The 18,884-nt window shown below is 60.1% G+C and carries 32 protein-coding genes; 28 read left to right on the top strand and 4 right to left on the bottom strand.

The genetic code is table 11. The annotated features are described in order from the left end of the window. Window positions 1-75: 75 nt before the first annotated feature. The 27 genes from rpsJ (at window position 76) to rplQ (ending at window position 14,900) form a co-directional block, all read left to right on the top strand. Entirely contained in the window at window positions 76-384 is a 309-nt protein-coding gene (rpsJ, locus tag C0V73_RS09430) for a 30S ribosomal protein S10 (RefSeq protein ID WP_006728688.1), read from the top strand. Between the two features lie 172 nt (window positions 385-556). After that, complete coding sequence (gene rplC, locus C0V73_RS09435) at window positions 557-1,195, top strand: 50S ribosomal protein L3 (RefSeq protein WP_102019764.1); 639 nt, start codon at window positions 557-559, stop codon at window positions 1,193-1,195. A gap of 13 nt (window positions 1,196-1,208) precedes the next feature. Then, window positions 1,209-1,829 carry a 50S ribosomal protein L4 gene (gene rplD, locus C0V73_RS09440; RefSeq protein ID WP_102019765.1) on the top strand — a complete coding sequence of 207 codons (621 nt, stop codon included), beginning with the start codon at window positions 1,209-1,211 and terminating at the stop codon, window positions 1,827-1,829. Continuing rightward, window positions 1,826-2,119, top strand: a complete 294-nt coding sequence (locus C0V73_RS09445) for a 50S ribosomal protein L23 (protein ID WP_006728685.1) — start codon at window positions 1,826-1,828, stop codon at window positions 2,117-2,119. The genes rplD and C0V73_RS09445 overlap by 4 nt, the downstream gene beginning before the upstream one ends. Window positions 2,120-2,136: 17 nt before the next feature. Next, window positions 2,137-2,973 carry a 50S ribosomal protein L2 gene (gene rplB, locus C0V73_RS09450; RefSeq protein WP_006728684.1) on the top strand — a complete coding sequence of 279 codons (837 nt, stop codon included), beginning with the start codon at window positions 2,137-2,139 and terminating at the stop codon, window positions 2,971-2,973. Between the two features lie 15 nt (window positions 2,974-2,988). Then, window positions 2,989-3,267, top strand: a complete 279-nt coding sequence (gene rpsS, locus C0V73_RS09455) for a 30S ribosomal protein S19 (protein ID WP_102019766.1) — start codon at window positions 2,989-2,991, stop codon at window positions 3,265-3,267. A gap of 2 nt (window positions 3,268-3,269) precedes the next feature. Continuing rightward, the gene (gene rplV, locus C0V73_RS09460; RefSeq protein ID WP_102019767.1) at window positions 3,270-3,659 is read left to right on the top strand and encodes a 50S ribosomal protein L22; all 390 of its coding nucleotides are present in this window, start codon (window positions 3,270-3,272) and stop codon (window positions 3,657-3,659) included. Further along, window positions 3,659-4,390, top strand: a complete 732-nt coding sequence (rpsC, locus tag C0V73_RS09465) for a 30S ribosomal protein S3 (protein WP_102019768.1) — start codon at window positions 3,659-3,661, stop codon at window positions 4,388-4,390. The genes rplV and rpsC overlap by 1 nt, the downstream gene beginning before the upstream one ends. A gap of 39 nt (window positions 4,391-4,429) precedes the next feature. After that, the gene (gene rplP / locus C0V73_RS09470; RefSeq protein WP_006728680.1) at window positions 4,430-4,843 is read left to right on the top strand and encodes a 50S ribosomal protein L16; all 414 of its coding nucleotides are present in this window, start codon (window positions 4,430-4,432) and stop codon (window positions 4,841-4,843) included. Between the two features lie 11 nt (window positions 4,844-4,854). Continuing rightward, window positions 4,855-5,055 carry a 50S ribosomal protein L29 gene (rpmC, locus tag C0V73_RS09475; RefSeq protein ID WP_006728679.1) on the top strand — a complete coding sequence of 67 codons (201 nt, stop codon included), beginning with the start codon at window positions 4,855-4,857 and terminating at the stop codon, window positions 5,053-5,055. A gap of 12 nt (window positions 5,056-5,067) precedes the next feature. Continuing rightward, window positions 5,068-5,304: a 30S ribosomal protein S17 gene (gene rpsQ / locus C0V73_RS09480; protein WP_102019769.1), complete on the top strand. Its 237-nt coding sequence runs from the start codon at window positions 5,068-5,070 to the stop codon at window positions 5,302-5,304. A 228-nt stretch (window positions 5,305-5,532) separates the two neighbouring features. After that, a complete protein-coding gene (rplN, locus tag C0V73_RS09485; RefSeq protein ID WP_006728677.1) occupies window positions 5,533-5,901 on the top strand; it encodes a 50S ribosomal protein L14 in 369 nt (122 codons plus the stop codon). Between the two features lie 14 nt (window positions 5,902-5,915). Continuing rightward, complete coding sequence (rplX, locus tag C0V73_RS09490; RefSeq protein WP_102019770.1) at window positions 5,916-6,224, top strand: 50S ribosomal protein L24; 309 nt, start codon at window positions 5,916-5,918, stop codon at window positions 6,222-6,224. Next, complete coding sequence (gene rplE / locus C0V73_RS09495; RefSeq protein WP_102019771.1) at window positions 6,217-6,774, top strand: 50S ribosomal protein L5; 558 nt, start codon at window positions 6,217-6,219, stop codon at window positions 6,772-6,774. The genes rplX and rplE overlap by 8 nt, the downstream gene beginning before the upstream one ends. A gap of 33 nt (window positions 6,775-6,807) precedes the next feature. Continuing rightward, complete coding sequence (rpsN, locus tag C0V73_RS09500; protein ID WP_102019772.1) at window positions 6,808-7,113, top strand: 30S ribosomal protein S14; 306 nt, start codon at window positions 6,808-6,810, stop codon at window positions 7,111-7,113. 12 nt (window positions 7,114-7,125) lie between these two features. Beyond that, window positions 7,126-7,524, top strand: a complete 399-nt coding sequence (rpsH, locus tag C0V73_RS09505) for a 30S ribosomal protein S8 (RefSeq protein WP_102019773.1) — start codon at window positions 7,126-7,128, stop codon at window positions 7,522-7,524. 41 nt (window positions 7,525-7,565) lie between these two features. After that, window positions 7,566-8,099 carry a 50S ribosomal protein L6 gene (gene rplF, locus C0V73_RS09510; protein ID WP_102019774.1) on the top strand — a complete coding sequence of 178 codons (534 nt, stop codon included), beginning with the start codon at window positions 7,566-7,568 and terminating at the stop codon, window positions 8,097-8,099. Between the two features lie 12 nt (window positions 8,100-8,111). After that, window positions 8,112-8,474, top strand: coding sequence for a 50S ribosomal protein L18 (rplR, locus tag C0V73_RS09515; protein WP_054150972.1), 363 nt, complete (start codon window positions 8,112-8,114; stop codon window positions 8,472-8,474). 143 nt (window positions 8,475-8,617) lie between these two features. After that, on the top strand, window positions 8,618-9,187 hold the full coding sequence (gene rpsE / locus C0V73_RS09520; RefSeq protein ID WP_102019775.1) for a 30S ribosomal protein S5: 570 nt from the start codon (window positions 8,618-8,620) through the stop codon (window positions 9,185-9,187). A gap of 14 nt (window positions 9,188-9,201) precedes the next feature. Next, complete coding sequence (gene rpmD / locus C0V73_RS09525) at window positions 9,202-9,411, top strand: 50S ribosomal protein L30 (protein WP_006728669.1); 210 nt, start codon at window positions 9,202-9,204, stop codon at window positions 9,409-9,411. A 16-nt stretch (window positions 9,412-9,427) separates the two neighbouring features. After that, window positions 9,428-9,907, top strand: coding sequence for a 50S ribosomal protein L15 (rplO, locus tag C0V73_RS09530; RefSeq protein WP_102019776.1), 480 nt, complete (start codon window positions 9,428-9,430; stop codon window positions 9,905-9,907). A gap of 240 nt (window positions 9,908-10,147) precedes the next feature. Then, on the top strand, window positions 10,148-11,488 hold the full coding sequence (gene secY, locus C0V73_RS09535) for a preprotein translocase subunit SecY (RefSeq protein WP_102019777.1): 1,341 nt from the start codon (window positions 10,148-10,150) through the stop codon (window positions 11,486-11,488). Beyond that, a complete protein-coding gene (locus C0V73_RS09540; protein ID WP_102019778.1) occupies window positions 11,485-12,135 on the top strand; it encodes an adenylate kinase in 651 nt (216 codons plus the stop codon). Before secY ends, C0V73_RS09540 begins: the two co-directional genes overlap by 4 nt. 231 nt (window positions 12,136-12,366) lie before the next feature. Beyond that, on the top strand, window positions 12,367-12,735 hold the full coding sequence (gene rpsM / locus C0V73_RS09545) for a 30S ribosomal protein S13 (protein ID WP_006728664.1): 369 nt from the start codon (window positions 12,367-12,369) through the stop codon (window positions 12,733-12,735). Window positions 12,736-12,863: 128 nt separating this feature from the next. Further along, window positions 12,864-13,253: a 30S ribosomal protein S11 gene (rpsK, locus tag C0V73_RS09550; RefSeq protein ID WP_015915761.1), complete on the top strand. Its 390-nt coding sequence runs from the start codon at window positions 12,864-12,866 to the stop codon at window positions 13,251-13,253. 97 nt (window positions 13,254-13,350) lie between these two features. Next, on the top strand, window positions 13,351-14,361 hold the full coding sequence (locus C0V73_RS09555) for a DNA-directed RNA polymerase subunit alpha (RefSeq protein WP_006728661.1): 1,011 nt from the start codon (window positions 13,351-13,353) through the stop codon (window positions 14,359-14,361). A 116-nt stretch (window positions 14,362-14,477) separates the two neighbouring features. Next, window positions 14,478-14,900: a 50S ribosomal protein L17 gene (gene rplQ, locus C0V73_RS09560; protein WP_102019779.1), complete on the top strand. Its 423-nt coding sequence runs from the start codon at window positions 14,478-14,480 to the stop codon at window positions 14,898-14,900. 106 nt (window positions 14,901-15,006) lie between these two features. On the opposite strand, the gene C0V73_RS09565 is transcribed toward rplQ, so the two are convergent. Next, window positions 15,007-15,645 (bottom strand): hypothetical protein, encoded by a 639-nt coding sequence (locus C0V73_RS09565; protein ID WP_102019780.1) that lies wholly within the window; start codon window positions 15,643-15,645, stop codon window positions 15,007-15,009. Window positions 15,646-15,968: 323 nt separating this feature from the next. On the opposite strand from C0V73_RS09565, the gene C0V73_RS09570 reads away from it, so the two are divergent. Beyond that, window positions 15,969-16,547 (top strand): DoxX family protein, encoded by a 579-nt coding sequence (locus tag C0V73_RS09570; RefSeq protein ID WP_102019781.1) that lies wholly within the window; start codon window positions 15,969-15,971, stop codon window positions 16,545-16,547. Between the two features lie 52 nt (window positions 16,548-16,599). Here the strand turns inward: C0V73_RS09570 and C0V73_RS09575 are convergent, their stop codons facing one another. The 3 genes from C0V73_RS09575 to C0V73_RS09585 form a co-directional block, all read right to left on the bottom strand. Continuing rightward, complete coding sequence (locus C0V73_RS09575) at window positions 16,600-17,901, bottom strand: DUF6596 domain-containing protein (protein ID WP_348627177.1); 1,302 nt, start codon at window positions 17,899-17,901, stop codon at window positions 16,600-16,602. A 67-nt stretch (window positions 17,902-17,968) separates the two neighbouring features. After that, entirely contained in the window at window positions 17,969-18,397 is a 429-nt protein-coding gene (locus C0V73_RS09580; RefSeq protein WP_102019783.1) for a VOC family protein, read from the bottom strand. A gap of 6 nt (window positions 18,398-18,403) precedes the next feature. Next, window positions 18,404-18,841, bottom strand: a complete 438-nt coding sequence (locus C0V73_RS09585; RefSeq protein ID WP_102019784.1) for a YciI family protein — start codon at window positions 18,839-18,841, stop codon at window positions 18,404-18,406. Window positions 18,842-18,884 lie beyond the last annotated feature (43 nt).

Here is an 18,884-nt window from a genome sequence, read left to right on the forward strand (position 1 = left end):
TTGGGGCCGGCCAGTCATGGTAATTCACTGTCTCTGCGTATGCGGGACGCAAGAAAAGAAACAAGGACAAGTCGAATGAACGGCCAGAATATCCGCATCCGCCTCAAGGCGTTTGATCACCGGGTTCTCGATGCCTCTACGCGGGAGATCGTCTCGACCGCCAAGCGCACCGGTGCAAGCGTTCGCGGCCCGGTACCGCTCCCGACACGCATTGAAAAATTTACCGTCAACCGTTCGCCTCACGTCGACAAGAAGAGCCGCGAACAGTTCGAAATGCGTACGCATAAGCGTCTTCTCGACATCGTAGACCCGACCCCGCAGACCGTGGACGCGCTGATGAAGCTCGACCTGGCTGCCGGCGTAGACGTCGAGATCAAGCTCTAAGAAGAGATTCCGGCGAGAGCCGTAATAACAAGGAAGGTACGTGGCAAGACCTGCCAACGACTTCTCGAAACGGGAAACCCGATGGTTCGGAAGGGCCTGAGTGGAATCCTTAAACAAAGAGGAAAGGCCTGGATCACTTTTCCCGGCCGCGACTCTCAAGAGGAATGAACCAATGCGTTCAGGTGTGATTGCACAGAAAGTGGGAATGACCCGCGTCTATAACGACGCCGGCGAACATATCCCGGTAACAGTTCTGCGTCTGGATAACGTACAGGTCGTAGCTCAGCGCACGGCCGACAAGAACGGCTACGTAGCGCTTCAGCTCGGTGCCGGTACGTCGAAGGTCAAGAACACGTCGAAGGGTCTCCGTGGTCACTTCGCCGCTGCGAGCGTTGAGCCCAAGGCCAAGCTCGTCGAATTCCGCGTTTCCGAAGAAAACCTCATCGATGTCGGCGCGCAGCTGACCGCGAGCCATTTTGAAGCCGGCCAGCTGGTCGACGTCACGGGCACGACGATCGGTAAGGGTTTTGCCGGTGCCATGAAGCGCCACAACTTCGGTGGTCTTCGCGCGACCCACGGTGTTTCCGTTTCGCACCGCTCGCATGGTTCGACCGGTTCGAACCAGGATCCGGGCAAGGTCTGGAAGGGCAAGCGCATGGCTGGTCACATGGGCCAGACCCGCGTCACCACCCAGAACCTCGAAGTCGTTTCGACCGATGAAGATCGTGGTCTCATCCTTGTGAAGGGCGCTGTTCCCGGTTCCAAGGGTTCCTGGATCATCGTCCGCGACGCCGTCAAGTCGGCGAAGTAAGGGAGCCAAGCACATGGAATTCAACGTCAAGACCCTCGAGGGCAAGGACGCCGGCAAGGTTTCTCTGTCGGACGAAATCTTCGGTCTGGATCCCCGCGAAGATCTGATCGCGCGCATGATCCGCTACCAGCTGGCCAAGAAGCGCCAGGGTACGCACAAGACCAAGGGCCGTTCGGAAGTTTCCCGCACCGGTTCGAAGATGTACAAGCAGAAGGGCACCGGTCGTGCTCGTCACCATTCGGCCCGCGCTCCGCAGTTCCGCGGCGGTGGTAAGGCTCATGGCCCGGTTGTTCGCAGCCACGCCCATGACCTGCCGAAGAAGGTTCGTGCGCTCGCTCTGCGCCACGCCCTCTCTGCAAAGATGAAGTCGGAAGACGTGATCATCGTCGACAACCTGGTTGCGGCTGAAGCCAAGACCAAGCTGCTCGTCGGTACCTTCGCCTCGCTCGGCCTCACCAACGCTCTCGTCATCGGCGGTGCCGAAATCGACAGCAACTTCAAGCTCGCCGCTTCGAACATCCCGAACATCGATGTTCTGCCGGTTCAGGGCATCAACGTTTATGACATCCTGCGCCGCGGCAAGCTCGTCCTGTCGAAGGCTGCTGTGGAAGCTCTGGAGGAGCGGTTCAAATGACGGATCTTCGCCACTACGACGTGATCGTATCTCCGTCGATCACGGAAAAGTCGACCATGGTGTCTGAGTTCAACCAGGTCGTCTTCAACGTCGCCAAGGGTGCCAGCAAGCCGGAAATCAAGGCTGCTGTCGAGGCTCTCTTCGGCGTCAAGGTCACCGCCGTCAATACGCTCGTCCGCAAGGGCAAGACTAAGCGTTTCCGCGGCTTCGCCGGCAAGCAGAAGGACGTCAAGAAGGCCGTCGTGACGCTCGCCGAAGGTCAGTCCATCGACGTGTCGACGGGCGTCTGAGGTAGGGAACAAGAACAATGGCATTGAAAAGCTACAATCCGACGACCCCGAGCCAGCGTCAGCTGGTCATCGTCGACCGCTCTGGCCTCTGGAAGGGCAAGCCGGTCAAGGCGCTGACGGAAGGTCTCTCCAAGAGCGGTGGCCGTAACAACTACGGTCGCATCACCGCTCGCTTCATCGGTGGTGGTCACAAGCGCACCTATCGTCTGGTTGACTTCAAGCGTCGCAAGTTCGACGTTGAAGGCACTGTCGAGCGCCTGGAATACGACCCGAACCGTTCGGCCTTCATCGCTCTCGTGACCTACACGGACGGCGAACAGGCTTACATCCTGGCACCGCAGCGCATCGCTGCCGGCGACAAGGTCATCGCGTCTGAGAAGGCCGTTGACGTGAAGCCCGGCAACACCATGCCGCTGCAGTACATCCCGGTTGGTTCGATCGTTCACAACGTCGAAATGAAGCCCGGCAAGGGCGGTCAGATCGCACGTTCGGCTGGCACCTACGTCCAGCTCGTCGGCCGCGATGCCGGCATGGCGATCCTGCGCCTGAACTCGGGTGAGCAGCGTCTGGTTCCGGGCTCCTGCCTGGCCACCATCGGCGCCGTTTCCAACCCGGACCACGGCAACACCAACGACGGCAAGGCCGGTCGCACCCGCTGGCGCGGCAAGACCCCGCATAACCGCGGTGTCGTCATGAACCCGGTCGACCACCCGCACGGTGGTGGTGAAGGCCGCACCTCCGGTGGTCGCCACCCGGTTTCCCCGTGGGGTAAGCCCACCAAGGGCAAGCGGACTCGCTCGAACAAGTCGACCGACAAGTTCATCATGCGCTCGCGCCACCTGAAGAAGAAGTAAGAGAGGTAGTCAGAAATGGCTCGTTCAGTATGGAAAGGCCCGTTCGTCGACGGCTATCTTCTCAAGAAGGCTGAGAAGGTTCGCGAGACAGGTCGTAATGAAGTGATCAAGATGTGGAGCCGTCGCTCCACCATCCTGCCGCAGTTCGTAGGTCTCACCTTCGGCGTCTACAACGGCAGCAAGCATGTGCCCGTCTCTGTCAACGAAGACATGGTCGGCCACAAGTTCGGTGAATTCGCTCCCACCCGGACCTATTACGGTCACGGTGCGGACAAGAAGGCGAAGAGGAAGTAACGATGGGCAAGGCAAAAGCCGAACGCCGGCTGAAAGACAACGAAGCGCAGGCAGTCGCCCGCACGATCCGCGTCAGCCCCCAGAAGCTCAACCTGGTTGCCGCGCTCATCCGCGGCAAGAAGGTCGAGCGCGCTCTCGCTGACCTGGAATTCTCCCGTAAGCGCATCGCAGGCGCGGTCCGCAAGACCCTTGAGTCCGCGATCGCCAACGCTGAGAACAACCATGATCTCGACGTCGATCAGCTGATCGTCGCCGAGGCCTATGTTGGCAAGTCGATCACCATGAAGCGTTTCCACGCTCGTGGCCGCGGCCGCGCTTCGCGCATCGAAAAGCCGTTCTCGCACCTCACCATCGTGGTGCGTGAAGTCGAAGCCAAAGGGGAGGCCGCATAATGGGTCAGAAAATCAATCCGATTGGCTTCCGTCTCGGGATCAATCGCACCTGGGATAGCCGCTGGTTTGCAGACAACGCCGAATATGGCAAGCTTCTGCATGAAGACCTGAAGATCCGCGCCTACCTCATGGAAGAGCTCAAGCAGGCCGGCATCGCCAAGGTCGTCATCGAGCGTCCGCACAAGAAGTGCCGCGTCACGATCCACTCGGCTCGTCCGGGTCTGATCATCGGCAAGAAGGGTGCAGACATCGAGAAGCTTCGCAAGAAGATCTCGACGATGACGAACTCGGAAACGCACCTCAACATCGTTGAAGTGCGCAAGCCGGAAGTCGACGCAACGCTGGTTGCTCAGTCGATCACCCAGCAGCTCGAGCGTCGTATCGCGTTCCGTCGCGCCATGAAGCGCGCCGTTCAGTCGGCCATGCGTCTCGGTGCCGAAGGCATCAAGATCACCTGCGCCGGCCGTCTCGGTGGTGCCGAAATCGCTCGTACCGAATGGTACCGCGAAGGTCGCGTTCCGCTCCACACCCTGCGTGCAGACATCGATTACGGTACGGCTGAAGCCGAAACCGCATACGGCATCTGCGGCGTAAAGGTCTGGATCTTCAAGGGCGAAATCCTCGAGCACGATCCGATGGCATCGGAACGTCGTGCGATGGAGGGCGATGCCCAGGGTCCCGCAAGCCGTGAACGCGGTGATCGTGGCGACCGTCGCCGCGAGAACGCTTGATTGAACGCTGGCGAAAGATAAGCTCGGAGAAGTAAGAAAATGTTGCAGCCAAAGCGTACAAAGTACCGCAAGCAGTTCAAGGGCCGCATCAAGGGCGTCGCCAAGGGCGGTTTTGATCTGGCATTCGGTGAATTTGGCCTCAAGGCTCTGGAACCGAACCGCGTGAACGCTCGCGAAATTGAAGCAGCCCGTCGTGCGATCACCCGCTATATGAAGCGTGCTGGTCGCGTGTGGATCCGCGTATTCCCTGACGTTCCGGTCACGGCAAAGCCGACCGAAGTTCGTATGGGTAAGGGTAAGGGTTCGGTCGAATACTGGGCATGCAAGGTCAAGCCTGGTCGTATCATGTTCGAGATCGACGGCGTATCGGAAGAGATCGCGCGCGAGGCTCTTCGCCTCGGTTCCGCCAAGCTCTCTGTCACGACGCGCTTCGTACAGCGCATTGCAGAGTGAGGAACAAGTCGATGAAAGCCGTAGATGTACGCGCCATGAGCGCTGACCAGCTGAACGACGAGCTTGCAAAGCTGAAGAAGGAGCAGTTCAACCTGCGCTTCCAGAAGGCCACTGGCCAGCTCGAGAAGTCTTCCCGTATTCAGGAAGTCCGTCGTGATATCGCACGCGTGAAAACCATTGCCCGCCAGAAGGCGGCAGAAGCCAAGGCCTAAGGACCGAGAAATATGCCGAAACGCATTCTGCAGGGCGTAGTTGTCAGCGATAAGAACGACAAGACCATTGTCGTTCGCGTTGAGCGTCGATTCGCCCACCCGCTGCTTCAGAAGACCGTTCGCCGGTCCAAGAAGTACAAGGCACATGACGAGAACAACCAGTACAAGACCGGTGACGTCGTTTCCATTCAGGAATGTGCACCGATCTCCAAGGACAAGTGCTGGACGGTGATTGCCGCCCAGGCTTAATTTACGGACTTCCTGCGCAAGGGCTTGCACCTTGCGCAGAAATCTGTATGAAGCAGGCCACTGGCAGAGAACGCTCGGAATCGGGCGTTCTTTTGCTTTGAGCGCACGGAAGGTCCCTATGGGAAACCACCCTGTATTTATCTTCCCGCGCACACCAGAAATTTATCATAAGCCCGAATAGGGGGCCTCGGCCCAACCGTTCGGGTTACAACAAGAAGGCGACCTGACATGATTCAGATGCAGACTAACCTCGACGTCGCGGATAATTCCGGCGCACGTCGTGTCATGTGCATCAAGGTGCTGGGCGGTTCTAAGCGCAAGTACGCTTCCATCGGCGACATCATCGTCGTTTCGATCAAGGAAGCTATCCCGCGCGGCCGCGTGAAGAAGGGTGACGTGATGAAGGCGGTTGTTGTTCGCACCGCCAAGGACATCCGTCGCGCTGACGGCAGCGTCATTCGATTCGATAACAACGCAGCTGTTCTTATCGACAACAAGAAAGAGCCGATCGGCACCCGTATCTTCGGACCGGTTCCGCGCGAACTTCGCGCCAAGAACCACATGAAGATCATCTCGCTGGCTCCAGAAGTACTGTAAGGGAGCGGGAAGCGATGAATAAGATCCGCAAGGGCGACAAGGTCGTCGTACTCGCTGGCAAGGACAAGGGCCGTTCGGGCGAAGTCCTCCAGGTCATGCCGAAGGAAGACCGTGCGGTCGTCCGTGGCATCAATGTTGTCAAGCGCCACCAGCGCCAGACGCAGACCACGGAAGCCGGCATCATCAGCAAGGAAGCCTCGATCCATCTGTCGAACATCGCGATCGCCGACAAGGACGGCAAGCCGACCCGCGTCGGTTTCAAGGTCGTTGACGGCAAGAAGGTTCGTGTGGCCAAGCGTTCGGGAGAAGTGATCGATGGCTGAGGCAAAGTATGAGCCGCGGCTCAAGGCTGAATACGTAAACCGCATTCGCAAGGCTATGCAGGAGCAGTTCTCCTACGCCAACGAAATGCAGATCCCGAAGCTCGACAAGATCGTGATCAACATGGGCGTGGGCGAGGCAACTGCCGACTCCAAGAAGCCCACTGTTGCTGCGGCTGACCTTGCAGCGATCGCCGGCCAGAAGCCGGTTATCACCAAGGCCCGCAATTCGATCGCTGGCTTCAAGGTCCGCGAAAACATGCCGATCGGCGCAAAGGTTACCCTGCGCGGCGCCCGCATGTATGAGTTCCTGGACCGCCTGGTCAACATCGCGCTTCCGCGCGTTCGCGACTTCCGCGGCCTGAACCCGAAGTCCTTTGACGGCCGTGGCAACTTCGCCATGGGCATCAAGGAGCACATTGTGTTCCCGGAGATCAACTACGATAAGGTTGATCAGATGTGGGGCATGGACATCATCGTTTGCACGACGGCGACCAACGACGACGAAGCTCGGGCTCTTCTGAAAGAGTTCAACTTCCCGTTCCGTCAGTAACCGTAACGACGAGCGTAGAAGAGGAACTTCGATATGGCGAAGACAAGCGCAGTTGAAAAGAACAAGCGCCGCCGCAAGATTGCCGCGAGCCAGGCCGCAAAGCGTGCCGGTTTGAAGGCAATCATCATGAACCAGTCTCTTTCGATTGAAGAGCGGTTCAAGGCCACCCTGAAGCTGGCAGAACTGCCGCGCGATGGCTCCAAGACCCGTATTCGCAACCGTTGCGAAGTCACCGGTCGTCCGCGTGCATTCTATCGCAAGCTTGGAATGTCGCGTATCGCGCTTCGCGAGCTTGGCAACACCGGCAAGGTGCCGGGCGTTGTGAAGTCGAGCTGGTAAGGAGACGCCAATATGACGATGACTGATCCGTTGGGCGATATGCTCACCCGCATCCGGAATGGCGCAGCTCGCCGCAAGAGCTCCGTCTCCACTCCGGCCTCCAATCTCCGTGCCCGCGTTCTCGACGTTCTGCAGGCCGAAGGTTACATCCGTGGCTACAGCCAGGTCGATTACGGCAATGGCAAGTCTGAGCTCACGATCGAACTGAAGTACTACGAAGGTTCTTCGGTCATTCGCGAAATCGGCCGCGTATCCAAGCCGGGCCGCCGAGTTTATGTCTCGGTTAAGTCCATCCCGCAGGTCGCGAACGGCCTCGGCATCACCATCCTTTCGACTCCGAAGGGTGTGATGGCCGATCACCAGGCTCGCGAACAGAACGTTGGTGGTGAGGTACTCTGCTCCGTCTTCTAAGACGGGCAGGGGATCTCCATAGCGAACAGACAGGAAAAACTATGTCTCGTATCGGTAAAAAGCCCGTTCCGGTTCCGGCTGGCGTGACCGCCTCTGTCGAAGGCCAGAAGGTCTCCGTCAAGGGCCCGAAGGGTGAACTTTTCTTCGTCGCAAATGACGAAATCTCCGTGAAGCTCGAAGACAACGCTGTTGTCGTACAGCCGATCAACGACTCCAAGGATGCTCGTTCGAAGTGGGGCATGTCCCGCACGATGATCGAAAACATCCTGAAGGGTGTTAAGGACGGTTACGAGCGCAAGCTCGAAATCAACGGCGTTGGTTACCGCGCGTCGCTTCAGGGCAAGAACCTGCAGCTGGCACTCGGCTTCAGCCACGACGTCGTCTATGAGCCGCCGGTTGGCATCTCCATCGCTGTTCCGAAGCCGACCGAAATCATCGTGTCCGGCATCAACAAGCAGCAGGTCGGCCAGGTTGCCGCCGAGATCCGCGAATATCGCGGTCCGGAGCCCTACAAGGGCAAGGGCGTCAAGTATGCCGAAGAGCGGATCGTCCGCAAAGAAGGCAAGAAGAAGTAAGGATCGCGCGAAATGGCAAGCAGAAAAGAAGCACTTGTTCGCCGTGCGAACCGCGTACGGCGACAGATCAAGGCGGTGGCAAATGGCCGTCCGCGTCTGTCGGTACATCGCTCTTCGAAGAACATCTACGCTCAGATCATCGACGACGTCGCTGGCAAGACCCTTGCGGCTGCTTCGACCCTCGATGGCGGCCTGAAGGCCGAGCTCAAGACCGGCGCCGATATCGCAGCAGCTGCTGCCGTTGGCAAGCTGGTTGCAGAGCGCGCCGTCAAGGCTGGCGTGAATGAAGTCGTCTTCGATCGTGGCGCCTTCATCTATCACGGCCGCATCAAGGCTCTCGCCGAAGCGGCTCGTGAAGGTGGTCTGACCTTCTAAGATAGAATTTCCACCCGGACTTGCGTTCGGGTGGATTTCCGGCTTTAAGCCGGTCACACCGGATTCCACCTTGACCCGACAGGGCAGGGTGGAACTTTGCGTAATCTGCCGATTGCACCCGGAAAAGAAAAAGGAAAAGGACAATGGCACAAGAAAAGCGTGGTTCGCGCGATGATCGCCAGAACCGTGAAGAGCGCGACAGCGAGTTCGTCGACAAGCTTGTCGCGATCAACCGCGTCGCTAAGGTCGTCAAGGGCGGCCGTCGTTTCGGCTTCGCAGCCCTCGTCGTCGTCGGCGACCAGAAGGGTCGCGTAGGCTTCGGCCATGGCAAGGCACGTGAAGTGCCGGAAGCCATCCGCAAGGCAACGGAAGCTGCCAAGCGCGACATGATTTTCGTTCCGCTTCGTGACGGCCGTACGCTGCATCACGACGTCAACGGCCGTCATGGCGCCGGCAAGGTTCTGCTGCGCTCCGCCAAGGCCGGTACCGGTATCATCGCCGGTGGCCCGATGCGCGCCGTTTTCGAAACGCTCGGCATGCACGACGTCGTCGCCAAGTCGACCGGTTCGTCGAACCCGTACAACATGGTTCGCGCTACGTTCGACGCTCTGAAGCACCAGGTGCATCCGAAGGACGTCGCTGCTCAGCGTGGCCTGAAGTATGCTACCCTCCAGGCTCGCCGCGCTGCTTCTGGCAACGCTGCTGAAGAATAAGAGGAGTCTGAACCATGGCCAAGGCTACGAAGAAGACTGAAGCAAAGACGATCACGGTCGAGCAGATCGGTTCGCCTATTCGCCGTCCGGCAGTCCAGCGCGCAACGCTGGTCGGTCTGGGCCTCAACAAGATGCACCGGGTCCGCACCCTGGAAGATACCCCTTCCGTTCGTGGCATGATCCGTGCTGTCCAGCATCTCGTTCGCGTCGTCGACGAGAAGTGAGACGGGGGAAGTCATCATGAAACTGAATGAAATCAAAGACAACGAAGGCGCTTCCAAGGAACGTATCCGCGTAGGTCGCGGTATCGGTTCCGGCAAGGGCAAGACCGGTGGTCGCGGTGTAAAGGGTCAGAAGGCTCGTTCCGGCGTCGCCATCAACGGCTTCGAAGGCGGCCAGATGCCGATCTATCGTCGCCTGCCGAAGCGCGGCTTCAACAACATCTTCGCTTCTGAATACGTCACCGTATCGCTCGGCCGTATCCAGACCGCGATCGATGCTGGCAAGCTCGACGCTAAGGCAACGGTTGATGCCGCTTCGCTCAAGGCAGCCGGCGTTATCCGTCGCGTCAAGGACGGCGTTCGCGTCCTGTCCGGCGGCGAACTGAAGGCAAAGCTCACGATCGAAGTCGCCGGCGCCTCCAAGGTCGCCGTCGAGAAGATCGAAAAGGCTGGCGGTTCCATCAAGCTGCTCGAAGCAGCTAAGGAAGCCGCTGAATAAGTGACAGACAATCGCCCGGGGTGCTTCACACCGGGCGATTTTGCTCCCATATGTGAGCCTCACGATCCCAGGACGGAATGGACGTCGTTTCGTCTTCCGGGTCATCTGGAAAACAAGGGTGTGAGGCATGCGGTTGCTCGGCAACTTCTCCCCGCGCCCTGTTTTCTGAAAAACAGTTTGAACGAATAGCCTCCGGTTCGGACGGGTTCCCGTCGCCGGTCTAGGTTGGCGGAGAATTCTATGGCTTCTGCAGCGGAACAACTGGCCTCGAACCTGAACTTCTCGACTTTCGCCAAGGCGGAAGATCTGAAGAAGCGTCTGTGGTTCACTCTGGCCGCATTGCTGGTCTATCGCCTCGGCACGCATATTCCGCTGCCTGGCCTCAATCCGGAGGCCTATGCCGCCGCCTTCCAGGGGCAGTCGGGTGGTATCCTCGGTCTTTTCAACATGTTTGCTGGTGGCGCTGTCGAGCGCATGGCGATCTTCGCGCTGGGCATCATGCCCTACATCTCCGCGTCGATCATCGTGCAGCTGATGACGTCGGTCGTGCCGGCCCTCGAGCAGCTCAAGAAAGAGGGCGAGCAGGGCCGCAAGATCATCAACCAGTACACCCGCTACGGCACCGTGCTGCTCGGCACGCTTCAGGCCTACGGTATCGCCGTCGGCCTCGAATCGGGGCAGGGCATCGTCGCCGATCCGGGCTGGTTTTTCCGTATTTCGACCGTGCTGACGCTTCTCGGCGGCACCATGTTCCTGATGTGGCTCGGTGAGCAGATCACCTCGCGCGGCATCGGCAACGGCATCTCGCTGATCATCTTCGCCGGCATCGCAGCAGGTCTTCCGACCGCTGTTGCCCACACGCTGGAACTCGGCCGCACCGGCGCTCTGTCGACGCTGCTGATTCTCACCGTCATCGTTGTCGCGATCGGTGTCATCGCCCTCATCGTCTTCGTCGAGCGCGCCCAGCGTCGCCTTCTGATCCAGTATCCGAAGCGACAGGTCGGCAACCGCATGTTCCAGGGCGACACCTCGCACCTGCCGCTGAAGCTCAACACCGCAGGCGTTATCCCGGCAATCTTCGCTTCGTCGCTGCTGCTGCTGCCTGCAACGGCTGCCGGCTTCTCCGGCAACCAGGCGCTGCCCGGCTGGGCAACGACCATCATCGCTTCCCTGCAGCATGGTCACCCGATCTACATGCTGCTTTACGGTGCGCTGATTGCCTTCTTCGCCTTCTTCTACACGGCCATCGTCTTCAATCCGAAGGATACGGCCGACAATCTGAAGAAGCATGGCGGCTTCATCCCGGGCATCCGCCCCGGTGATCGCACGGCCGAATACATCGACTACGTCCTGACCCGCATCACAGTGGTCGGCGCCGTCTACCTCGTCTTCGTCTGCGTTCTGCCTGAAATCCTCATCGCACGCACGGGCATCCCATTAGCCCTTGGTGGTACTTCGCTTTTGATTGTTGTCAGCGTCACCCTTGATACTGTAGCACAGGTTCAGGGACATCTGATCGCCCAGCAATATGAAGGTCTGATCAAGAAGTCGAAGTTGCGTGGAGGAAAGAGGGGACGATGAGACTGATTCTGTTAGGACCGCCGGGCGCGGGCAAGGGGACCCAAGCCCAGCGGATCGTGGAGAAGCACGGCATCCCGCAGCTCTCCACCGGTGATATGCTCCGTGCCGCCGTATCGGCTGGCACGGAGGTCGGAAAGCGCGCCAAGGCTGTCATGGACGCCGGCAAGCTCGTCTCCGACGACATCGTCATCGCCATCGTCTCTGAGCGCATCGATGCGCCCGACTGCGCCAATGGCTTCATTCTCGATGGCTTCCCGCGGACGCTTGTCCAGGCGGATGCCACCGAGGCGATGCTGAGCGGCAAGGACCTCGACCTTTCGGCGGTGATCGAGATCCGCGTCGATGATGAGATCCTGGCTGATCGAATCGCCGGCCGGTACACCTGCGCCAACTGTGGCGCCGGCTACCACGACGAGAACCTGAAGCCGAAGGTCGACGGTGTCTGCGACAAGTGTGGTTCGACCCACTTCAAGCGCCGGCCCGACGATAACAGGGATACGGTCCGCACCCGTCTGCAGGCCTACTACAAGGAAACCTCGCCGCTGATCGGCTATTACCACGCCAAGGGTAAGCTGCATTCGGTCGACGGCATGGGTGAGATCGATGCCGTCACCGGCGAGATCGAGGCCATCCTGGCCGGGCTCTGAAGCCTGTCAGTTCTAAGAATCTTCGCGGGGCCGGTTGCTTTTGTCGACCGATTCCGTTAAAGACCGCGCCAACTCGCGACATGACTGCGATCGGCGCGTTCTTCCAAAACGTTGGAAGACCGGGTTCGGTCGTTTTGGTTTGTTGAGAACCCGATTTGTAATTGCGGTCCATCTGGGCCGTGTAACGAGACACCACTTGCCGGATGGCAACTGGAAGCAAGGAGAATAGGCGTGGCACGTATCGCTGGCGTCAACATCCCGACTGCGAAGCGCGTTGTTATCGCGCTGACCTATATTCACGGGATTGGACCGAAGTTCGCATCGGAAATCATGGAGAAGGTCGGTCTTCCGGCTGAAAAGCGCGTTCACCAGCTGACCGACGCAGAAGTCCTCCAGATCCGCGAAACCATCGACCGCGATTACCAGGTCGAAGGCGACCTGCGTCGCGATACCGCGATGAACATCAAGCGTCTGATGGACCTCGGCTGCTACCGTGGCCTGCGCCATCGTCGTGGTCTGCCGGTTCGCGGTCAGCGCACGCACACCAACGCCCGCACCCGTAAGGGTCCGGCGAAGGCGATCGCTGGTAAGAAGAAGTAATTTTTCGCGGCATTGGGAAAAGGCAGTGGGCAGCAGGGTGACCTGGTGCTCACTGCCTTCATCCTGTTGCCTCGATTGGTGTAGCCGCTGGCATTACGGCGGTGTTTAGATCAACTGAAAGGAAGACCATGGCCAAGGAAGCCACACGCGTCCGCCGTCGCGAACGCAAGAATATCTCGTCGGGCGTTGCCCACGTAAACTCGACCTTCAACAACACGATGATCACCATCACCGACGCACAGGGCAATGCTATCGCCTGGTCGTCTGCTGGTGCGAAGGGCTTCAAGGGTTCGCGTAAGTCGACACCGTTCGCTGCCCAGATCGCTGCTGAAGACTGCGCCAAGAAGGCCCAGGAGCACGGCATGAAGTCTCTCGAAGTGGAAGTCTGCGGTCCGGGTTCGGGTCGTGAATCCGCTCTGCGCGCCCTCCAGGCTGCCGGCTTCATGATCACGTCGATCCGTGACGTGACCCCGATCCCGCACAATGGCTGCCGTCCGCGCAAGAAGCGTCGCGTCTAATCATTCTTCGTCTTGCCGGGCAGGCGGTTCGCCTTCCCGGTGCTTCTCATATTCGGCCGTCACGATTGAATGGTGATGGCGAACGGAAGGTAAAATCATGATTCAGAAGAATTGGCAGGAACTGATCAAGCCGAACAAGGTGGAATTTTCCTCCTCCGGCCGCACCAAGGCGACGCTCGTCGCTGAGCCGCTCGAGCGTGGCTTCGGCCTGACGCTCGGCAACGCTCTGCGTCGCGTTCTCCTGTCGTCGCTTCGTGGTGCAGCTGTTACGGCTGTCCAGATCGACGGCGTTCTGCACGAGTTCTCGTCTATCCCGGGCGTTCGCGAAGATGTCACCGACATCGTCCTGAACATCAAGGAAATCGCCATCAAGATGGACGGCGACGATGCCAAGCGCATGGTTGTCCGTAAGCAGGGTCCGGGCGTTGTAACCGCCGGTGACATCCAGACGGTCGGCGACATTGAGATCCTGAACCCCAACCATGTTATCTGCACCCTCGATGAAGGCGCAGAGATCCGCATGGAGTTCACGGTCAACAACGGCAAGGGTTACGTCCCGGCCGAGCGCAACCGCGCGGAAGATGCCCCGATCGGTCTCATCCCGGTCGACAGCCTCTACTCGCCGGTCAAGAAGGTGTCCTACAAGGTCGAAAACACCCGTGAGGGCCAGGTTCTCGACTATGACAAGCTGCTGATGACCATCGAAACCGATGGCTCCGTCACCGGTGAGGACGCTGTCGCTTTTGCTGCACGCATCCTTCAGGACCAGCTCGGCGTCTTCGTCAACTTCGACGAACCGCAGAAGGAAGCCGAAGAGGAAGCCGTCACCGAGCTCGCCTTCAACCCGGCGCTGCTCAAGAAGGTCGACGAGCTGGAGCTTTCGGTCCGCTCGGCAAACTGCCTGAAGAACGACAACATCGTTTACATCGGCGATCTGATCCAGAAGACCGAGGCAGAGATGCTGCGCACGCCGAACTTCGGCCGCAAGTCGCTGAACGAAATCAAGGAAGTTCTCGCTTCCATGGGCCTGCACCTCGGTATGGAAGTACCGGCATGGCCGCCCGAGAACATCGAAGATCTCGCGAAGCGTTACGAAGACCAATATTAATAACAGTGAAGGCAGCCTCTAAGCCTGCCTTTCCCCGTCAAACTGCGGGCGAATGCCCGTATGTGTCAGGAAACGGCAGCCTCTGAGACAGAGCCTGCACTTAAAGGAGAATAGCAATGCGCCACCAGAAAGCCGGCCGCAAGCTGAACCGTACCGCCAGCCACCGTAAGGCGATGTTCGCCAACATGGCTGCTTCGCTCATCACCCATGAGCAGATCGTCACGACGCTCCCGAAGGCGAAGGAAATTCGCCCGATCGTCGAGAAGCTGGTGACCCTCGGCAAGCGCGGCGACCTGCACGCTCGTCGTCAGGCGATCTCGCAGATCAAGGACGTCGATGCCGTCAAGAAGCTCTTCGACGCCATCGCAACGCGTTACGCCACCCGCAACGGCGGCTACCTGCGCATCATGAAGGCCGGTTTCCGCCTGGGCGACAATGCCGCCATGGCTGTTATCGAGTTCGTCGAGCGCGACGTCGATGCCAAGGGCGCAGCCGACAAGGCCCGCGTCGCCGCTGAAGCCGAAGCTGAAGCAGCGTAAGTTTCTTGCCCGTAAGGGAAGGATAAAAAAGCCGGGTGAGCGATCACCCGGCTTTTTTGCGTGTTGTGACTTGGGCGCGCGCCGGGCGGTCGTAGCCTTAGACAGTTTATGGTCGCGAGACGCAGCTCGGGTAGGGTGGTTGTTCACCAGGGACCGCATCGCAGAAGCGCATGGCCAGCATGGGGGCCATCCGCGTCATCCAGCGGTCGGCCTCATCGCTGGCCGGTGTATCGAACGCATCCCCACGTTCCGCCCATTGTATGGTGATCAGGCCGAAGGGGGCCTGAACCAGCGCGATTAAAGCGGTCTCGCTTTGCGCCTCACTGCCTCCATTCACACGCGGCATCGCACCGCAACTCAAAAGGATGACCATCGCCGGTCTGCCATCGATTTGGGTCGGCCCATAGGAGATGGCTGAGAAGGCCTTGCTACACGCTTGTTGAAACGGTCCCGCCATGTTCTGCGCAGCCTGGTCGAGGGTCACGGTCTGCTTGCCCAGTTTGAGGCCCGTCATCGTGAACATCTGCGACCAGTCGTCGACACTCTCACCACTCAGCACCGATTCCTGGATGTAGAACGTGCCCTTCAGATCCTCGAAGCTCGGTGCAAATCCCGGCGGCAATGGATAGACGACGATCTGGCCGAAAACCGGTGTAGCCATCATGATCTTGTCTTGCGACCAGACCTGCGGGGCGACCATGAGATAGGCAGCGGTGAGCATCAGTGTCGACAGTACACGCTTCATCGCTCGCTCCTGGGGCATGGTCGCGGACCCGAAATTTGTGACGCGGAAATCCCCGTCACGCAATCGGCATTCGTTGAGACCACCAAGAACAGTCCAAGGTCATCGATGATCGCGGTACGGCAAAGAGGTGGCAGAGTTCGGCATTGGGAGCGGGACGACAAGTCATCGTGCAATCTCCGGCCATGTCTGGCGATAGGCTCCGCCTGAATTAGAGATTGCAGATCAGTGGATGTACACGGAAACAATTGATCTGCGTCAAGGGAGATCGCCAAGACAGCGCTAACCTCATTCCATCGAATTATCGATGTAAGCGAGGTTTCCCCATGGTTGACGCATCCATTTTCAGCAACGACAAGAACCATCTCATTATTCCGCCGCTCTCGACCTTCTATGACCGCATCGCTCAGCCCATGGCCTGGACGATCTTCCGCCTTGCCGTCGGCGGCATGCTGGTGATCGAGGGATGGCCGAAGATCATGGCGCCCTTCGCCCAGGTCGGCTTTGTCGAAAAGCTCGGCTTCTACCCGGGCTGGCTCTGGTCCCCGACACTTGCCGTCCTGCAGGTCCTCGGCGGCCTCCTGATCGCGCTTGGCCTTTTCACCCGCCCGGCAGCGCTGGCCAATGGGGTGATGCTGGCCATCACCCTCTACTTCCACATGGCCAACCCTTACGGCGATGCTTTCCTGACCCAGGCCGGTATCGACGCGCTGAAGGCCGGCAGCGAGTTCTTCACCCCGCAAGCCATGGCGCGTCTCGCCGATGGCGGCCACACCTTCCTGCATCAGGTCCAGTCCAAGGCGGAACTCGCCTCGCTCTTCTGGACCGGCGGCGCCTTCCTCTTCGCAGCCTTCGGCGGCGGTTATCTCTCGCTCGATCGTCTGATGTTCAGAAAGCAGTTTTGATCGCAGCCCGATGCATGGACATCCGGTCGAAAGGCCGGATGTACCTTTCATGTCAGCCGCCATCCTGGCCGCATTGCCCAGCACGATCCAGCAGGAAAGCGCGCTCCCGATCATTGCCGCTAAGTGCTGCAGCCGTCTCGAACGCGGTCCGCGCTTCCGCCAGACGCCCCAACCGGAACAGGAAGTCCCCCTTCGCCGCATGCAGCGGCAGATAGTCCAGGAGCGAGGGCTCTTCCTCGATCTCTGCCAGCAGTGCCAGCCCCACCTCCGGACCACGGGCCTTCGCATGCGCCACCGCCCGGTTGAGGGCCACGACAGGCGAGGGGCTCCGCTCCAGCAGTCGGTCGTAGAGCGCAGCACTCATCCCCCAGTCCGTGTCTGCAAACCGCGCCGCCCGCGCATGCACGGCAGCCAGCGCCGCCTGCAGCGCATAAACGCCATCCGCGCCGCCGAGCTTTCCCACCGCTGCAAGCCCCGCCAGTCCGCGCTGGATCAACAGCCGGTCCCAGAGCCCGCGGTTCTGAGTTTCGAGCGTCAGCGCACTCCCATCGGCCGCCACCCGCGCCTTGAAGCGTGATGCCTGCAACTCCATCAGTGCCAGCAGCCCATGCGCCTCCGGTTCCTGTGGTGCCAGCCCCACCACGATACGCCCGAGCCGCATCGCCTCCTCACAAAGCTGCACCCGGATCAGATCCTCGCCACGGCTTGCGGCATAGCCCTCGTTGAAAACAAGGTAGATGACCTCCAGCACCGAGGCGAGGCGGGCGTCGCGCTCTTGTCCCATCGGCACCGCGAACGCGACATCGGCATCCCGCAGGATCTTCTTCGCCCGAACGATCCGTTGCGCCACCGTCGTCTCCTGGGTGAGGAAAGCCCGGGCGATCTCCTCCGTGGTCAGTCCGCCGATGATCTTCAGTGTCAGCGCCGCACGCTGGTCCCGCGAGAGCAGGGGATGGCAGGCGGTGAAGATCAGCGCCAACCGCTCGTCGCCGATCGCGTCGTCCAGCGCAGCGTCGACGGTCGCATAGTCGTCCGGTCGGTCGGTCTCGATGTCATGGGCAATCGACGCCTCATGCCGCGCCATCATCCGGCGACGCCGCCAGAGATCGACCGCCCGCCGCTTCGCCGTCGTCATCAGCCAGCCGCCGGGATTGGGCGGCGTGCCGGAGGCGGGCCATGTCGCCAGCGCCGCAACCAGTGCCTCCTGCGCTAGCTCCTCGGCAAGGCTGAGGTCGCCGACATGTTTTGCGAGCCCGGCGATCAGCCGGACCCGCTCCATGCGATATACAGCCTCGATATCCCGAGCTGCTGCCTCTGCGCCGACAAAGTGCCGGTTCGCCGAGGAAGTGACCACTTTTCCGTCCCGAGTCATGAGCCGGAGTATGGACACCCCTGCCGCCCGGTCAACCGGGACCATCGCCTCAGGCGTCGACACCGGTCGTGTCGCCGGCAGCGGCGGCTGGGTCCATCCAGAAGATCTCCCAGACATGCCCGTCCGGATCCTCCACCGACCGGCTCCACATGAAGCCGTGGTCCTGCGGCGGGTTCGGATCCGGACGTCCCCCTGCGGCTGTGGCGGCACTCAGCACCCGGTCGACATCCGCATGCGCCTCGACTGTCAGCGCCAGCAACACCTGGCTGGTGGCTTTAGCGTCTGCGATAGGCCGTTTCGTGAAGGTGCCGTAATAGTCGTGCGTCAGGATCATCACGCCGATCGTGTCGCACAGCATCATGCAGGCCGCATTCTCGTTGGAAAACTGCGGGTTCCGAGTGGCCCCCAGCGCCTCGTAGAAGCGCGTCGAGGCATCGAGATCGGTGACCGGCAAGTTGATGAAGATCATCTTGCTCATGGCGTCTCAACCCTTGGTCTTCTGCTGCGCTGCCAGCCCCTCCGCCGCCCGGTCGTGGCTCGCCTGTCCCTCTGGTGTGGCGATCTCGGCGAAGTCTTCCATCTCGTAGAAGGGCCGGATCTCGATCTCGCTCGGTCCCAACATCGGGTTGGGGCAACGCTTCACCCAGGCAACGGCCTCGTCCATGTCCTTCACCTCCCAGATCCAGTAGCCGGCGACCAACTCCCGGGTTTCTGCGAAGGGCCCGTCGATCACCCGGCGATCCGCACCGTCGAAGGCGATCCGCTTGCCCATCTTCGACGGTTTCAACCCGTCTCCGGAGAGCATGATGCCGGCCTGCACCAGTTCCTCGTTGAACTTGCCCATGTCTTCGAAAAGCTTCGGCGGCGGCATGATGCCTTCTTCGCTGTCTTCAGTCGCCTTCACCATAACCATGACACGCATGTCTTCACTCCTCTCGTTCTCTGGGCCGCTTTTGCGATCCTGC

The organism is Rhizobium sp. TH135, from assembly GCF_002855515.1.
Classification (GTDB): Bacteria; Pseudomonadota; Alphaproteobacteria; order Rhizobiales; family Rhizobiaceae; genus Allorhizobium.

Excerpts from the sequence above, each read along its gene's own strand:
- rpsC (WP_102019768.1), top strand. The coding sequence starts at position 3,659 with ATGGGTCAGAAAATCAATCCGATTGGCTTCCGTCTCGGGATCAATCGC.
- rplO (WP_102019776.1), top strand. The coding sequence starts at position 9,428 with ATGAAACTGAATGAAATCAAAGACAACGAAGGCGCTTCCAAGGAACGT.
- rpsS (WP_102019766.1), top strand. The coding sequence starts at position 2,989 with ATGGCTCGTTCAGTATGGAAAGGCCCGTTCGTCGACGGCTATCTTCTC.
- C0V73_RS09540 (WP_102019778.1), top strand. The coding sequence starts at position 11,485 with ATGAGACTGATTCTGTTAGGACCGCCGGGCGCGGGCAAGGGGACCCAA.
- rpsH (WP_102019773.1), top strand. The coding sequence starts at position 7,126 with ATGACGATGACTGATCCGTTGGGCGATATGCTCACCCGCATCCGGAAT.
- rplX (WP_102019770.1), top strand. The coding sequence starts at position 5,916 with ATGAATAAGATCCGCAAGGGCGACAAGGTCGTCGTACTCGCTGGCAAG.
- rplB (WP_006728684.1), top strand. The coding sequence starts at position 2,137 with ATGGCATTGAAAAGCTACAATCCGACGACCCCGAGCCAGCGTCAGCTG.
- rpsJ (WP_006728688.1), top strand. The coding sequence starts at position 76 with ATGAACGGCCAGAATATCCGCATCCGCCTCAAGGCGTTTGATCACCGG.
- C0V73_RS09580 (WP_102019783.1), bottom strand. The coding sequence starts at position 18,397 with ATGAGCAAGATGATCTTCATCAACTTGCCGGTCACCGATCTCGATGCC.
- C0V73_RS09555 (WP_006728661.1), top strand. The coding sequence starts at position 13,351 with ATGATTCAGAAGAATTGGCAGGAACTGATCAAGCCGAACAAGGTGGAA.
- rplD (WP_102019765.1), top strand. The coding sequence starts at position 1,209 with ATGGAATTCAACGTCAAGACCCTCGAGGGCAAGGACGCCGGCAAGGTT.
- rpsN (WP_102019772.1), top strand. The coding sequence starts at position 6,808 with ATGGCGAAGACAAGCGCAGTTGAAAAGAACAAGCGCCGCCGCAAGATT.
- C0V73_RS09570 (WP_102019781.1), top strand. The coding sequence starts at position 15,969 with ATGGTTGACGCATCCATTTTCAGCAACGACAAGAACCATCTCATTATT.
- rplF (WP_102019774.1), top strand. The coding sequence starts at position 7,566 with ATGTCTCGTATCGGTAAAAAGCCCGTTCCGGTTCCGGCTGGCGTGACC.
- rpmC (WP_006728679.1), top strand. The coding sequence starts at position 4,855 with ATGAAAGCCGTAGATGTACGCGCCATGAGCGCTGACCAGCTGAACGAC.
- rplC (WP_102019764.1), top strand. The coding sequence starts at position 557 with ATGCGTTCAGGTGTGATTGCACAGAAAGTGGGAATGACCCGCGTCTAT.
- rpmD (WP_006728669.1), top strand. The coding sequence starts at position 9,202 with ATGGCCAAGGCTACGAAGAAGACTGAAGCAAAGACGATCACGGTCGAG.
- C0V73_RS09445 (WP_006728685.1), top strand. The coding sequence starts at position 1,826 with ATGACGGATCTTCGCCACTACGACGTGATCGTATCTCCGTCGATCACG.
- rpsQ (WP_102019769.1), top strand. The coding sequence starts at position 5,068 with ATGCCGAAACGCATTCTGCAGGGCGTAGTTGTCAGCGATAAGAACGAC.
- rpsK (WP_015915761.1), top strand. The coding sequence starts at position 12,864 with ATGGCCAAGGAAGCCACACGCGTCCGCCGTCGCGAACGCAAGAATATC.
- rplV (WP_102019767.1), top strand. The coding sequence starts at position 3,270 with ATGGGCAAGGCAAAAGCCGAACGCCGGCTGAAAGACAACGAAGCGCAG.
- rplN (WP_006728677.1), top strand. The coding sequence starts at position 5,533 with ATGATTCAGATGCAGACTAACCTCGACGTCGCGGATAATTCCGGCGCA.
- rplQ (WP_102019779.1), top strand. The coding sequence starts at position 14,478 with ATGCGCCACCAGAAAGCCGGCCGCAAGCTGAACCGTACCGCCAGCCAC.
- rplE (WP_102019771.1), top strand. The coding sequence starts at position 6,217 with ATGGCTGAGGCAAAGTATGAGCCGCGGCTCAAGGCTGAATACGTAAAC.
- secY (WP_102019777.1), top strand. The coding sequence starts at position 10,148 with ATGGCTTCTGCAGCGGAACAACTGGCCTCGAACCTGAACTTCTCGACT.
- rpsE (WP_102019775.1), top strand. The coding sequence starts at position 8,618 with ATGGCACAAGAAAAGCGTGGTTCGCGCGATGATCGCCAGAACCGTGAA.
- rplP (WP_006728680.1), top strand. The coding sequence starts at position 4,430 with ATGTTGCAGCCAAAGCGTACAAAGTACCGCAAGCAGTTCAAGGGCCGC.
- C0V73_RS09565 (WP_102019780.1), bottom strand. The coding sequence starts at position 15,645 with ATGAAGCGTGTACTGTCGACACTGATGCTCACCGCTGCCTATCTCATG.
- rplR (WP_054150972.1), top strand. The coding sequence starts at position 8,112 with ATGGCAAGCAGAAAAGAAGCACTTGTTCGCCGTGCGAACCGCGTACGG.
- C0V73_RS09585 (WP_102019784.1), bottom strand. The coding sequence starts at position 18,841 with ATGCGTGTCATGGTTATGGTGAAGGCGACTGAAGACAGCGAAGAAGGC.